The organism is Salinarchaeum sp. Harcht-Bsk1 (assembly GCF_000403645.1).
GTDB lineage: Archaea > Halobacteriota > Halobacteria > Halobacteriales > Salinarchaeaceae > Salinarchaeum.
Genome location: NC_021313.1, coordinates 2565305 through 2579702 on the forward strand (window position 1 = coordinate 2565305; position 14398 = coordinate 2579702).

At 67.9% G+C, this 14398-nt stretch carries 14 protein-coding genes; 10 read left to right on the top strand and 4 right to left on the bottom strand.

Annotated elements, in window-relative coordinates; all coding sequences use genetic code 11:
- Window positions 1-21: 21 nt before the first annotated feature.
- Complete coding sequence (locus L593_RS11785; RefSeq protein WP_020447195.1) at window positions 22-441, bottom strand: helix-turn-helix domain-containing protein; 420 nt, start codon at window positions 439-441, stop codon at window positions 22-24.
- Window positions 442-602: 161 nt separating this feature from the next.
- Here L593_RS11785 and L593_RS11790 point away from each other — a divergent pair, with 161 nt between their 5' ends.
- Window positions 603-1166, top strand: coding sequence for a hypothetical protein (locus tag L593_RS11790; RefSeq protein WP_020447196.1), 564 nt, complete (start codon window positions 603-605; stop codon window positions 1164-1166).
- A 206-nt stretch (window positions 1167-1372) separates the two neighbouring features.
- Window positions 1373-2251, top strand: a complete 879-nt coding sequence (locus L593_RS11795) for a PPC domain-containing protein (protein WP_144060756.1) — start codon at window positions 1373-1375, stop codon at window positions 2249-2251.
- A 21-nt stretch (window positions 2252-2272) separates the two neighbouring features.
- Here the strand turns inward: L593_RS11795 and L593_RS11800 are convergent, their stop codons facing one another.
- The gene (locus tag L593_RS11800; protein ID WP_049894105.1) at window positions 2273-3139 is read right to left on the bottom strand and encodes an SMP-30/gluconolactonase/LRE family protein; all 867 of its coding nucleotides are present in this window, start codon (window positions 3137-3139) and stop codon (window positions 2273-2275) included.
- A 226-nt stretch (window positions 3140-3365) separates the two neighbouring features.
- Entirely contained in the window at window positions 3366-3773 is a 408-nt protein-coding gene (gene msrB / locus L593_RS11805) for a peptide-methionine (R)-S-oxide reductase MsrB (protein ID WP_020447199.1), read from the bottom strand.
- Window positions 3774-3864: 91 nt separating this feature from the next.
- On the opposite strand from msrB, the gene L593_RS11810 reads away from it, so the two are divergent.
- From L593_RS11810 to L593_RS11840, 7 genes are all read left to right on the top strand, one after another.
- On the top strand, window positions 3865-5376 hold the full coding sequence (locus L593_RS11810) for a ribonuclease H-like domain-containing protein (protein WP_020447200.1): 1512 nt from the start codon (window positions 3865-3867) through the stop codon (window positions 5374-5376).
- Between the two features lies 1 nt (window position 5377).
- Entirely contained in the window at window positions 5378-6730 is a 1353-nt protein-coding gene (locus L593_RS11815; protein ID WP_049894107.1) for an alkaline phosphatase family protein, read from the top strand.
- Window positions 6727-9216 carry a DEAD/DEAH box helicase gene (locus L593_RS11820; RefSeq protein WP_020447202.1) on the top strand — a complete coding sequence of 830 codons (2490 nt, stop codon included), beginning with the start codon at window positions 6727-6729 and terminating at the stop codon, window positions 9214-9216. Before L593_RS11815 ends, L593_RS11820 begins: the two co-directional genes overlap by 4 nt.
- A gap of 123 nt (window positions 9217-9339) precedes the next feature.
- Window positions 9340-9579, top strand: coding sequence for a DUF5816 domain-containing protein (locus tag L593_RS11825; protein WP_020447203.1), 240 nt, complete (start codon window positions 9340-9342; stop codon window positions 9577-9579).
- Between the two features lie 122 nt (window positions 9580-9701).
- The gene (locus tag L593_RS11830) at window positions 9702-10013 is read left to right on the top strand and encodes a hypothetical protein (RefSeq protein WP_020447204.1); all 312 of its coding nucleotides are present in this window, start codon (window positions 9702-9704) and stop codon (window positions 10011-10013) included.
- A gap of 146 nt (window positions 10014-10159) precedes the next feature.
- Window positions 10160-11950 carry an ABC transporter substrate-binding protein gene (locus tag L593_RS11835; RefSeq protein ID WP_020447205.1) on the top strand — a complete coding sequence of 597 codons (1791 nt, stop codon included), beginning with the start codon at window positions 10160-10162 and terminating at the stop codon, window positions 11948-11950.
- Between the two features lie 70 nt (window positions 11951-12020).
- A complete protein-coding gene (locus L593_RS11840) occupies window positions 12021-12221 on the top strand; it encodes a dodecin (RefSeq protein WP_020447206.1) in 201 nt (66 codons plus the stop codon).
- Between the two features lie 110 nt (window positions 12222-12331).
- Here L593_RS11840 and L593_RS11845 read toward each other — a convergent pair whose 3' ends face one another.
- A complete protein-coding gene (locus tag L593_RS11845; RefSeq protein ID WP_020447207.1) occupies window positions 12332-12802 on the bottom strand; it encodes an MGMT family protein in 471 nt (156 codons plus the stop codon).
- 162 nt (window positions 12803-12964) lie between these two features.
- On the opposite strand from L593_RS11845, the gene L593_RS11850 reads away from it, so the two are divergent.
- A complete protein-coding gene (locus L593_RS11850) occupies window positions 12965-14374 on the top strand; it encodes an alpha/beta fold hydrolase (RefSeq protein ID WP_144060757.1) in 1410 nt (469 codons plus the stop codon).
- Window positions 14375-14398: the final 24 nt, after the last annotated feature.

Consider the following 14398-nt stretch of genomic DNA (forward strand, 5'->3'; position numbering starts at 1 on the left):
TCGGTGAAGGGTTGGATCACGTTACTCCCGCGACGGCCGCTCCATCGCCTCGATCCGCTCGATCGCGTCCGTCTTCTCGACCTTGGCGTACTGGTCCGTCCACGTGTCGGGATCGAAGATGCCGTTCCGATCGAAGAACGCCCGGGCGTCGTCGGTCACGTAGTAGAACACGTAGGGTAGGTCCCGGGAGCGCTCGCCGACGGGGATCTCTGCTTTACCCACGATGCCGGCGTCCTCGAGTTTGTCGAGGTGCTCGCTGATCGCGCTCCGGTGGACGTCGGGGTTGACGTAGTCCAGTTCGGGGACGGAGGGCATTCCCTCCGGGTGGCCGACGACGTCGGCGACGATGCTCGCGCGGGTCTCCTGGGTGACTACCTGCATCGCTTTCCAGGTGTCGAACCCCTCCGAACCGTCGTCCGCGCCGGGATCGATCGCTGCCATACGTGAAGCAAGGGACCGCCGCGCAATAACTGTATGGGTGACGACCGAAACGATTGCGAACGGATCGATCTCGGCCGCTACGGTCTCGAGATGGCTCGACGATCGTCGAGTGAGACGCGGCGGAATTATTACCCACGCCTGCGCAGCACCGGAGTAGACCGATGGCCGACGACTCGGATCTCGCCGCCGTCTTCGAGCAGACCCGCAGTCTCTCCGAGAAGGAGACCCTCTCGCCCGAGGAGTACCAGGCCATCAAGCGCGCCGTCTTCGGCGAGGTATTTCAGGGAATCCTCCAGGCCGAGACGAGCTACTTCGTCCTCGGTCGTTACGACGGCGACGAGACGGAGGCCCGCCTCGAGGCCGTCACAGCTCGGCTGAACGACCGCGACGACGCGTTCGCCTATCTCATGAAGGACGTCCCGGAGGCCTGGGAGTTCTGGCCGACGAAGTTCCGGATCCTCGCCGAGCGCGCGGACCTGATCGTCCCGGTCCTCGAAGACACCGACGGCAGCCACGAGTGGGAGTTCGGCGTCGTCTCTGGCCCCGAATACCGGTCGAAGGTCCACGTGTTGAAGCGGGAGTACCCGACGGAAGCCGAGGAGCACGAGCACTTCGACGCGCTCCCCTCGCAGTTCGTGGACGTACTCGACCGCGACGGACGCGTGACGCGCTGGACGACGGAGGCGGAACTACTCGCAGCACTCGAGCACCTCCCCGAGGCGTAACCACCGGCGGGATCGGATCGAGACGCCGGAGTACCTGGCCCGATCGGTACCAGTGCGACGGGGATCAGAGCCACCGATGGGCGACGGCCTCGATCGGCCGCCGCTGGCCCGTCTTCCCACCGTTCGATCTCGATAGCGTGGAATAATCGGTAGACACGAAGCACCTAGATACCGTTGTTATGCCCCACTACTCGCTGGGTACTGCCGTGCAACGGAAGCTACTGACACTCGGTGCGGTGATCGTGCTCGTGACGATGGCTGGCTGCTCCGGGGGCATCCTCGGTGGCGGTGGTGGCTCCGGTACGCCGGACTGGTGTCACCAGAACGCGTTCCAGGAACTGTCCGCCAGCGGCGGCGAGATGAACGAGAACGTCTCCGCCAGCGTGCAGGGGATGACCGACCGCGAGGGGAACGACGTCTGCCAGGTCAGGTACGAGGCGCCGAGCGACAGCAACTCGATGTACCAGCGCGTCGACCTGTTCTACAACGAGGACCAGAGCTACGTGGTGATGGTTTACTACGACAGTCACGGCAACCAGGTCGGCGAAGTCGACCTCTCCGGCATGGTGGGCGGGACTGACAGCGGGGGCACGACCGACGACAGCACCGGTGGAACGACCGACGATGGCACCGATTCCACGACTGGCGACAGCACCGGTGGAACGACCGACGACAGCACCGGGGGCACCAGCGACGACGGCGATTCGACGACCGACAACTCGAACCCGTCGCCGGTCGTCGGCACGCTCTCCTACGGCCAGACCGTCAACGCTGAACTCACCGAAGACGACGGCGTCGCGGGCGAGTGGCGCGACGCCAACGCCGACGCCTACGAGTTCCAGGGCTCCGCCGGTGACTCGGTGGTCATCTCCATGACGTCCGATCCTGTCGACACGTACCTGATCCTCGAGGGCCCCAACGGGGAACGCGTCGCGGTGAACGACGACAACGGCTACTCGCTGGACAGCGAGATCAACTACACGCTCCAGCAGAGTGGCACCTACACCATCTGGGCGACGACATTCACGCTCGACAATTACGCGGGCGGTGAGGGCCCATACACCCTCACCCTGGAACAGCAGTAATCCCGCTGGAACGGGGAGTCGTTACAGTTCGATTCGCGAACGGAACTCCGGTACCCCGCTGACGCCGGGTTCGAAACGGAACAGTGAGCCCGCACCGTCGCCCTCCTCCTCGCGCGCGTTCCCGTCTTCTCCGAGCGCGGTCGTGACGTAGGCGTCCTCGTAGTCCTCGCCGCCGAATGTGATACTGGAGACTTTCTTCGCGGGGAACTCGACGACCTCGCGTTCGACGCCGTCCGGGGCGTATCGCCCGACGCGCCCGCCGTCCCAGAACGCGATCCAGACGTCGCCCTCGCCGTCGACGGTGAGTCCGTCCGGGACTTCGGGGCCATCGACCTCGATGAAGGGGTCGACCTCGTCGATGGCGCCGCTGTCGGCGTCGTAGTCGAACTGGTGGACGAGACGGGCTTCGGACTCGGCGAAGTACATCGTCTCGCGGTCGGGTGCGAAGCCCATCCCGTTCGGAACGTCGACGTCCTCGTAGACGCGCCCGATCGAGCCGTGGGTATCGAGGCGGTAGAGACTCCCGAGGTGGTCGTCGGTCGGCATCGTTCCCGCGAACACGCGCCCCTCGGGATCGGCGATCACGTCGTTGAACCGGGACTCTGCCTCGCCAGGAAGCGCCTCGATCACGACGGCGGCCTCGCCGTCGTCGAAGTGCTCGACGCGACCGCTGTCCTCGAACAGCAGGAGCGACCCGTCGGCCTGGATCGTGTAGCCGCCGATGGCGTCGGGGTCGTCGTAGACGAGCTCGTTCTCGCCAGCTTCGGGATCGTAGCGGAACAGTTCGCCGTCGGGGATGTCGACCCAGTAGAGCACCTGCTCGTCCGGGTGCCACATGGGTCCCTCGCCAGTGAGGCTGTGTGAATCGACGGCGCGCTCGGGTTCCATGCCGGTTCCTACCGTCCGTCCGACCATAGTTCGGTCGTCGCGGACCGACCTTCCCCAGGTCGCTACAGCACCCGAATCCGGTCGACGCGAGCGGTCGCGATCCACCCGGGTTTGGCGGGACTCACCCGACGACCGCCGAGCTGGAAGAGACGGTGCCAATGGGTGGGACGGTGCCGAGTGGACTATCGAGCCGTTCCTTGCGGCGTTAGTGACGTCCTGGCGTGCGCTATTCGGCTTCGAAGTCGAGCGCGACGGAGTTGATGCAGTAGCGCTTCCCCGTGGGCTCCGGGCCGTCGTCGAACACGTGACCGAGGTGACCGTCGCACGTCGCGCAGAGGACTTCGGTCCGGACCATCCCGTGGCTGGTGTCCTCCTCGTACTCGACGCGATCCTCCGCGGCGGGCTGGAAGAAACTCGGCCAGCCACAGCCGTGCTCGAACTTGGCGTCGCTGTCGAAGAGGACGACCCCACAGCCAGCACAGCGATACTGGCCGTCTTCCCAGTGGTCGTCGTACTCGCCGGAGCCGGCGGGCTCGGTCCCGGAATTGCGCAGCACGTGGTACTCGTCCTCGTCGAGACGCTCGCGCCACTCGGCGTCGGTCTCGGGGAGATCGTCGGTCGCGGTTTCGGACATGGGAACGCCTACGCGACGGGGGCGGAAAAACGCGCGGTCGGCAGCGATCGCGCGAGCAACTTTTCCGGACCGAGCACCTCCGGCGTGACAGATGCAGCACGGTCGCCTCGCAGTCGTCGATTCGGACGCCCTCGACGGGCTGGCGACCGCGCAGCTACGGGACGCGATAGCGGCCACCGATCCGCACGCACTCCTCGCGACCACCCCGAACACGAGAATTCGACTTCGGTCTGCGCTACCCGAGTTCGACCGGCCGGTCGTCGCGCCCGGATCCGACCAGGCCGGCGGCGAACTGTCGATCGGCGCGGTCGGCGACGTGCAGGTGGCCGTCGCCGGATCGACGGCGTCGGTCGCCGATCTCGCGGCGCTAGAAACCGCTGGCGAAATCGACGCCACGACGCACACCTACGTCCTCACGGACGCGCTCGATCTCTCGGTCCGCCCCACGGAGCTCCGAACTGTTCGCCAGGGCGTCGCGGCCTACCGCCGCGCGATCGCGACCGGCGAACGCGACGCCGACCACGCGCTCCGGGGGTCCTACACCCATCTCTCCACGAACCTCCCGACCGACTACTACGGCGAGTGGGGCGAACTGACCGTCCGCGGGGTCGCCCCGGGCTCGATCGACGGCGCTCCGTCCGGGGGCCCTGGCAGTACCGAGACGGCGATCGCGAGCCTGGAACTCGGCGTGGACGGCACCGTGTCGAGTGGCGACCTCCGAGCGGCCTCGCTCGGACTGCGAGCGATCGACGGCGTCGGCGAGCAGCGCGCCCGGACGCTCCGGGAGGCCGGGTACCCCGACCGCGAAGCGCTCGCGAAGGCGGACGTCGCGACCCTCGCGGATCTCGACGACCTCGCTCGCTCGACGGCAACGAGCATCGTCAACTGTGCGCGGGCGTTCGAAGCCGGACGGGTTCGCCGCAGGACCGACGAGCGACTCCCCGGCCCCGAACCGATCTTCGTCGACATAGAGACCGACGGCCTCTCACCGTCGACGGCGTGGCTGATCGGGGTGCTCGACAGGGAGGCCGATCAGCCGTATCGCTCGTTCCTGGCAGCCGATCCCGACCGGCCGGTCGAAGCGCTCGAATCGTTCTGCGCGTGGTACGCGGAGCGCGTCGATCAGGGTTCCCAGCGGCCACTCGTCGCGTACAACGGTCAGCCGTTCGACTTCCCCGTCCTCGCCGAACTGATCGAGATGCACTGCCCGGAGTACCGTACCGTCTGGGCCGACGCCTGGACGTTCGACCCCTACGCCTGGGCGATTCGAGACGGCAATGCGTCGTTCCCGGCGCGGACGAATCGGCTCGAGGACGTGGCCACGGCGCTGGGCTTCGACGACGGTGAAACGACGAAACACGCCAACGCACTGCCCCTGGACGGCGCGGAGGTCGCCAGAGTCTACCGAACGTGGCAGGCCGACCCCTCGCCGGAAACCGAGCCGGACTGGGAAGCGCTCGAAGCCTACTGCGAGGCAGACGTGCGGGCACTGGCGCACGTCTACGACGCGATCGACGCGGCGGATCGAACGGCAGGAGACTCCGGTGGAGCAGTTCGCGAACCGACGGCCGAGACGACCCAGGGGAGCCTGGGTGACTTCTGAGATGTACGAAACCGACGCCAGCGCGGCGCTGCTCGAACGCTGCCGACGCGACGAGATCGTGCATCCCGATTACGGGGGCTACTGCATCGAGGGCGTGCCGGGAACTGCTGCCGGCGTCCTCGGCGTCGACGTCGGTCAGCCCGATCCGAGCGGCGTCTCCGACGTCAGCGCGTCCCTCCCCGCCGAAACCCTCGGCGGTGCAGTGGGCGCGTCCTCACCTGCGGAAGCCCACTCCGACGTCTCCCACCCCGACCTCTCCCAGGTCGTCGTCCTCGTCATCGATGGGCTGGGCTGGCATCGGTTCCACCGGGACGCGTCCGATCGTCGATTCGTCGGCCGATTCCTCGAACGGGGATCCGTCACGCCGTTGACCTCGGTGTTGCCGTCCTCGACCGGCGCCGCGATCCCGACGCTCCACACCGGCGCTCCGCCAGCCGAGCACGGGGTCCTGGGATGGGACGTCCGGCTTCCCGAGCACGACGCGATCGTCGAGGCGTTCCCGCACGCCGTCCGCGACGGAGTCGAGGAGACGACGCCGCCGATTCCCCCGAGCGGGGTCGTTCGGTCGGAACCCATCTATCCGGCCCTGGAAGCTGCCGACGTCGAAACCAGGGTAGTGCAACCGGCTGGCACGCTGGGGACGGCCTACGCGAACGCCACGTTCCGCGGCGCGACCCAGGTCCCGTACGACGGGATCGAAGACGGTGCGGAGGTGCTCCGGTCGGTGCTCGAATCCAGCGCGGGGCCGTCGTACACCTACGTCTACGTCCCGGACGTCGACGCGGTGAGCCACACCAGCGGCTCGGATTCGGCCGCGTACCACGAGGTGCTCGAGACGGTCTGTTCGGCACTCGCCCGCGCACTCTACGACGACCTCGACGCTGCGACCGCCAGGGAGACGCTTCTGCTGGTCACCGCCGACCACGGCTTCGTCGATTTCGACCCCGGGCCCGAAGGCTGTCTCGACCCCACCACGATCCAGGCCGTCGCCGATGCCCTCGAGCGACGCCCGAACGGCGACCCCGTCCCGCCGTGGGGCGACTACCGCGTCAGTCACCTCGCGGTGCGCGACGGTGAGCGAGCGACGGTCCGGCGGACGCTCGAGGCACGCGGCGCGATCGTTTTCGACGACGAGACCGTAACCGACGTGGAACTCTTCGGGCCGGCTCCGTCGTCAGCATTCCAGCGCCGGTGCGGTGATCTCGTCTGTACGCATCCCGAGCGGAAGATCGTGCATCCGGCTGCAGAGCGGATCGTGCCCAAGATCGGGATGCACGGCGGGCCGACGGCGCGTGAGCTACTGGTTCCCTTCGCCGCGGCGAGGGTGTCCCGCCTTCGATGTGAGAACGAATGACCGAGTACGACGGCTCCGATGCCGACCGACGGAACGGTGGCTGGAGCGAACACGCGGAGATCCTCGACCCCGCGCACTTCGAGGCGCGCTTCCCGGACTACGACGACCAGATCGTCCACACCCGGACCCAGCCCGCCGAATCCGCCGAGACTGTTCCGGCCGCCGACGTTCTCCCGAGCGACCTCGCCGACCGACTCGGCCACGACCTCTACGCCCACCAGGCCGACGCGATCGAGCGACTCCGCGACGGCGAGAACGTCGCGGTCGCCACCCCGACGGCGTCGGGCAAAACGCTCGTCTACGCACTCTACGTCGCCCTCCGGAAGCGTGCGGATCCCGACGCTCGCGCGATCGTCTGCTACCCGACGAAGGCACTCGCTCGGGACCAGCGGGCCTCGATCGCCGACCTGTACCGACGACTCGGACTCGATTTCGAGGTCGCGGTCTACGACGGTGACACGCCCGGCCATCGTCGCCCGGAAATCCGCGAGAACGCCGACGTCGTCATGACGAACGCCGCTGGCCTCAACGTCTACCTCGCCCACCACACGCAGTGGCGGGAGTGCTTCGGGAACTGCGCGTTGCTCGTGATCGACGAGGCCCACGCCGCGTCCGGGATCCACGGCATGCACGTCGCGTGGGTCCTGCGCCGTCTCCGCCGCGTCCTCGATTTCTACGACGCCGACCCGCGGATCGTCTGCACGTCCGCGACGATCGGGAATCCCGCGGAACACGCGCTCCGATTGACCGGGGAGGAGCACGCGGTGGTCGACGCGGACGGCAGCCCACACGGTCGCCGGGAGATCGCGTTCTGGAAGCCGCCGCTGGAAGACGACCTCGGCGAGGACTACGGCATGGACGAGTACCTCGGTGCGGTCAAGCGTGCGGGCGCTGCAACCGGCGAGATCGTGGCCCACCTCGGGCTTCACGGCGTGCAGACGCTCGCGTTCTCTCGCTCCCGGCAGGGGACGGAACTGACGGCGAAGGGCGCGGAGCGAGCGGCCAGTGATCACCCTGCAGGTGGCGGATCCGGAGCCGGTAGCGGCTACCTCTCCGTCGCGCCCTACCACGCCGGCCACGGTAAGCAGACGCGCCGACAGATCGAGGAACGCCTCCAGTCCGGCGACCTCGACGCCGTGATCTCCACCAGCGCGCTCGAACTCGGGATCGACGTCGGGAGCGTGGACGCAACGGTCCTCTCGGGCTACCCAGGCTCCCGTCAGTCCTTCTGGCAGCGCCTCGGTCGCTCCGGCCGGGGCACCGAGGACGCGCTCTCGGTGCTCGTCGGCCGAGCGGACGCCATCGACCAGTACGTCCTCGACCATCCGGAGTTCCTCTTCGAGGACGACGTCGAGGACGCAGTGATCGACCTCGGCAACGACGCTGTCTACGCGCGGCACCTGTTGGCTGCCGCGAACGAACTGCCGATCGACCGCGACGACGAGCGGTGGTTCGGTGCGAGTGCCCTGCCGGCGGGTGAGGTTCAGGACGCCGACGACCGCCTCGACCGCGCCGTCTCGATGTGGCAGGAGGCCGGCGTGCTCGTCGGCGACCTCGACCGCGAGGTCCGCTACGACGGCCCGCCGCGTCCGGAGGCCGACGTCTCGATGTACGCGACGGACTCGGAGACGTTCCTCGTCGAGTGCGCGGATGGCGAAATCGACGTCGCGCCGATCGGGAAGGATCGCGCCTACCGGGAGTACCACCCGGGTGCGGTCGTGATCCACGACGGGACCGAGTACGAGGTCGTGGAGTTCGAGGAGGACCTGCCCCAGCCCCGCGTGACTCTCGCGGAGATCGAGGAGGACGTCTACACCAGGACCCACTCGACGAAGTCCGTCTCCGACGTCGAGGAGCGAACCAGCCGGGACCTCGGCGACGGCTGGCACCTGAAGTTCGGCGTCGGCACGGTCAGCGTCCACTACGCGCACTACGAGCGCCGCGACGTCCAGAGCGGCGACCTCGTTGGTCCGATCCAGGAGACCGGCCTCGGGCCAATCGAGTTGCGAACCCAGCTGACGTGGGTCGAGGCGCCGAAATCGCTGCGAGAGACGGCGCTGGAGGACGTGCCGCCCGAGGACCTCCTCGCCGAACCCGCCCAGTACGGACGGGGCCAGCGTCAGTACACCTTCCTCGGCGGTCTCCACGGCGCCGAGCACGCGATGATCGAACTCGCGCCGCTGGAACTCCGGCTCGACAGCTCCGAGATCGGCGGGCTGAGCATCGATCCCCACCCGGAAACCGGCGTGCCGACCTGGTTCATCCACGACGGCGTCGACGGCGGGATCGGGTACGCGCGGGGGATCTACGAGCACGCCGATTCGCTGGTGGCCCGGACTCGCGAGCACGTCGACACCTGTGGCTGTGACGGGGTTCGGGGCTGTCCGGCCTGCCTGATGGACGTCCAGTGTGGCAACCGCAACGAACCGTTGCATCGTCCGGCGACGATTGCGATCCTGTCCGAACTCGAGGAGCGACTCGATTAGCGAAGACCACGCTTGCCGCGAAACCCGACCGCGAACCGCTTGGAAGCCCCTCCCGCTCGACCGTCCGTCGCAGGTTCGGCGGGGACGACAAGCGTTTTTGCGAGGTGTCTCCACCGATCGAGCATGGACACGGTTACCGATGGCGAGGGAGAGACGCTCTACGTCGCCACCGACGAGGGCGACCGGGGCTCTCGCGGTCCGTTCTACGTCGCCTACCGGGATCCGGAGCGAGCGCGGCGCTACGGCTGGGTCTGTGGTGCCTGCGGGAGCCTCGACGCGATGATGGACACGATGGGCCGGATCGAGTGTGACAATTGCGGCAATCAGCGAAAGCCCACCGAGTGGGACGCCGCCCACGAGTGAGGAACTGGCTACGCGTCGCGCCCGAGCGGTTTCAGCGTGCGTATCACCGAACTTCCCGCACATTCTTTCGACGACCGTCGTACGCGAAGTTTTAGGGTGGTGCGTGCCGACAAGTAACACGAATGGAGAGTGTTACCGCGTCTCTCGCGACCAGAGCGCGATCGATTTTCGACGATCTGGGGTACACCGTCGTGGGTGAGGGGTCGGAGTTCCGTGCGGAACGTGACTGGAAAGTCGTCCGCGTGACCGCCACCGACGGCGAGGCCAATCCCGACGACGAGGGCTTGCACTGTTACGTGACGCCGAGCGAGCAGGTCGGCACGCTCCGTCGTCGGCTGGCAGGTGGGGACTCGGAGGAGTGGGCGATTATCGCGATCGACGGCGAGGACTACGAGGTCGTTCGCGCGCCGCCTGGTCCGGCGACGCCGACCTGAGCGAGCGACTGGTTTCTGGCCCGACGGACGGTCGTGGGCGGCGCTCCGTACCGATTCGAGTGGGTGATCTGGGGTATCCGAAAGCGCAGGCAGGAGCGGTGACGATGACCCAACACCTAAATGCCGTGCCGAATATTCCCGAAGCAATGCCCTCCACTGGCCTGTCTCGCCGTTCCCTCCTGACGGCGGCGAGCGGTGGCGCGGCCGCCGCGACCGCAGGCTGTTTCTCTCGCCTCCGGTCTCAGATCACCTACGATGCCGCCGATCCCATCTCGCTCAGCGTCAAGACCGTCCCGGCGGATCGGGATCCAAGCGCCGTGTTGCTCGGCAGGGAGCTCGCCGACCACCTCGAAACGGTCGGGATCGACGTCTCCCACGATCTGATCGACGAGGTCCAGTTGTTGCGGGACGCCTTCTTCAACCACGACTACGACCTGTTCGTCACCGAGATACCCGGTCATCGCGATCCCGACGAACTGCGCGCGCTCCTCCACTCGCAGTTCGCGCCGGAACTGGGGATGCAGAACCCCTTCGGCTACGCCTCGCCACGGACCGACGACCTCCTCGAAGCTCAGCGACGCCCGGCGACGGGCACCGACGATCCTGCATCCGACAATCCCGCATCCGACAATCTCGCGACCGACGATCGAGCGATGCTCGTCGAGCGGCTGCAACGACAACTCCTGGAACAACAGCCGTTTCTGACGGTCGTCTCCAGGCCGCACACGACCGCCGTCGCCTCCGACCTCACGTTCAGCGGCGGCGTCAGCTTCGCGTCGTCCCTCGCCTACCTCACGGTCGACCGCCCCGAGGGGGACCTCGACACGCTGACTGTCGGCCTCCAGCGCCCCAACGTCACGAGGAACCGGAACGTCCTCGCCGTCGAGTACCGTCTGCACGACCGGCTCACCGATCTCCTCTACGATCCGATCGTCCAGCGCGTAGGCGACCAGTACGTGCCGTGGCTCGCCGCGGAGTACTCCGTACACGGCCAGTCGAACACCATCACGGTCGATCTCCGCCCGAACCTGAGCTGGCACGACGGGACGCCGCTCACCGCGTCGGACGTGGCCTTCACCTACAGGTTCTGCAAGGACACGGCGCTCGGCGGGACCGACTCGCCCGTACCTGCACCGCGATTTCGCCAGCAGACGAGCCTCGTGCGCAGCGTGAGCGACGTGGACCAGACGACGGTCGAGATCGAACTCCACCCGACGCGGGTGGGGCTCGCCCCCACGGCGCTGACGGTTCCGGTGCTCCCCGAACACGTCTGGAACAGCCGCTCCTCGCTCCAGCACGAGTACTTCACCAGGGCCATCACTGCCTCTGTGTCCTCTCCCGTCGGCAGTGGCCCGCTTCGGTTCGACAGCGCGGAGGAGGGACAGTCACTCACGCTCCAGCGGTTCGACGACCACTTCCTCCGGACCACGTCCGATCTCCCGAACGCCCTCCAGCCGTTCGCGGGCGGTCCAGCCTACGAGACGCTCTCTGCGGAGAGCGCGCCGAACATCGGCGTCGTCCTCGACGACATCGCCGAGGGTCGCGTCCAGGTGCTCGACGGAACAGTCCCCGTGGATGACGTGCCCGACGCACGGGATCGAAGCGACGTCCGCGTCCTCGAATCGCCCACGCCCTCTTACTACCTGATCGGCATCAACACCCGTCGCCATCCGCTCTCGAACTACGCGTTCCGGTCGGCGCTCGGCCGACTGATCGACCGCGATCACGTCGTCGAGGCCGTCTTCGACGGCATCGCCATGGCGACGGAGACACCGCTCCACGACACGGCGTACGTCTCCGAGGAGCTACGGTGGGACGGGGAGAGCGTCACCGGTGGCTTCCCGGGCGAGGACGGCCAACTCGACCGAGACGCAGCTCGCCAGCTATTCCGGGACGCGGGCTTTCGCTACCAAGAAGGATCGCTTCGGGGCCGCTGACCGCACAGGCCGGAGGACGCACCGCGCCGGCGCGAGCTTTTATTTGCCCGCCTGCCGACGTATCAGGTCCATGGTGTTCAAGAAAATCACCCTGATCGGTACCAGCCCCGAGAGCTTCGACGCCGCGGCCGACGACGCGCTCGACCGCGCCGAAGACACCCTCGACAACATTCACTGGGCCGAGGTCGACGAACTCGGCGTGGAGGTCGCCTCCGTCGCGGACCGCGAGTACCAGGCAGAGGTCACCGTCGCTTTCGAACTCGACCAGTAACCGTCGACGGCGCGGAGTCGCCGCCGCAGTTTTCTCCGCCGATTTCGCGGTCGATCCGTGATCGTCGACTCCGTCGATCGGTCTCGAGCGTCGATTTCCTCGATCGATCCCTACGATTCGATCCCCTCGATCGCACGGAGGCGCCGCCGCACCGCCCCCGGTGTAGCGCCGCGCCCGTCGTCGACGCGATGATCGGGTAACACGAGCGGGATCGGATTTGCCGACAGCGCCGACTGCACGGTGGCCGCGGCGTCGTCGCCATCCGGATCGAGTCCCGGCGTCCGTCGGACCAGCGACTCGACGGTGGTGGTCTCACCGTAGGGAACCGTCCGGAGCGTCTGGAGGACGGCGCGCTGGTCGCTCGGAATCGTCAGTGCGATCTCGACGTCGCGGAAGTCGTCCTCGGTCTCCTGTTCGGCGTAGGCCTCGATCCGGTCGAGCAGTTCGTGTTCGGATTCGGCGTTCGCCTCGGGCGTCGCCGGGAACGAACACTGGATGAGCTTCCCGCTCGCGACGCCGAGCTGGACCGTGGCGTCGAGGCTGGGCACGGAGCGCGCGTAAATTCCGCCGAGTTCGTCCATGTCCGCACTCGAACGCGTGGATGGAAAACAGTCCCGCAGGACGATGGCTGATCGCCACGGGGAGTTCGCGGCACCGTCGTGTTCAGGACGATCGTTCCACACAGTTGCAGCGACTGCAACACTGCTGCACTTCTTAGGGGGCAGGCGGTACGACCGGGGCGTATGGCTCCGACCAGACGCCGTGTATTGCAGGCACTGGGCGCTGCCAGCGCTGCCGCGATCGCGGGCTGTTCGAGCGACGGTGGTGGCGGCTCGGGCGACGACGGGAACGACTCCACCGGCGGCTCCACCGACGCCCCTGCAGCGGACGACGGCGACGCGACCGGGGACGGCAGTGCGCAGGACGAACCGCAGTCGCCGGAGGCTGCCGCCCGACAGCTCGTCGACCACCTCTTCGCTGGCGAGTACGAGGCCGGTCAGGCGCTGTTCGTGGAGGCGTACCAGTCGCGGGCGACGCCGGCGATCCTCGAGCGGCTCCGCCTCGGGTTCAACGCCGCAGGTGGCGCGTTCCAGGAGATTACGGGCGTCGAGACGAGCGTCCGCTCGGGGCTCGATGCGGTCGACCTGACGCTCCAGCTCGAACGGACGACCGCGCCGTTCCGGGTCACGGTCACGCAGGACGTCCAGATCCGGTCCGCCATCATCGCTGGGGAGTACGAGCGCGCCAGCTACGCCGATGCCGGGCGCTTCGACGCGACGGAGCACACGCTCGAACCCGGCGGGTGTCAGCTTGGCGCGACGGTCACGACACCAGCTGACGCAGAGCAGGCGCCAGGGGTCGTCCTCGTTCACGGGAGCGGCCCGAGCGATCGCGACCTGACGGTGGGCGCGAACAAACCCTACCGCGACCTCGCGGAGGGGCTGGCGAGCCGCGGCGTCGCCGTCCTGCGCTACGAGAAACGCACCTTCGCCTGCAACGTGGCGGCTGCGGAGCACACCGTCGATCACGTGACCGTCGACGACGCGCTTCACGCCCTCTCGTGGTTCCGCAACCGCGACGACGTCCTCGCCGACGACGTGGCGGTCGTCGGGCACAGCCTCGGTGCGATGATGGCGCCGGAGATTGCACGCCGGGACGGTCGGGTCGCCGGGGCGGTGGGCCTCGCCGCGCCGACGCGTCCGCTCGCGGACGTCTTCCTCGACCAGGTCGACCACCTCGCGTCCGTCGGCGAACACACGCCCTCGGGAATCGAACAACAGCGCAACCAGTGGCAGCGCGCAGCCGAGCAGATTCGCACCGGCAACTTCGAGGACGACGAGTCGCTGCTGGGCTATCCCGGGGCGCTCTGGCGGAGTCTCGACGGCTACGATCCGGTCGCGACGGCCGAAGGCCTCGACGTCCCCCAGCACTACCTCCAGGGCGGTCGCGACTACCAGGTCACCGTCGAAGACGACTTCGCGGCGTGGCAATCTGCCTTCGGCGACGCGGACGACGTCGCGCTCTCCGCCTACGACCCGCTCAACCACGCGTTTCTCCCCGGCCAGGGCCCGTCGGTCCCGCAGGCATACGCCGTCCCCAACCAGGTCTCCGAGTCGGTCGTCGCCGACCTCGCGGCCTGGCTGCAGCGTTGAGCGCTGTGCTGTGAGTCCCGCTGA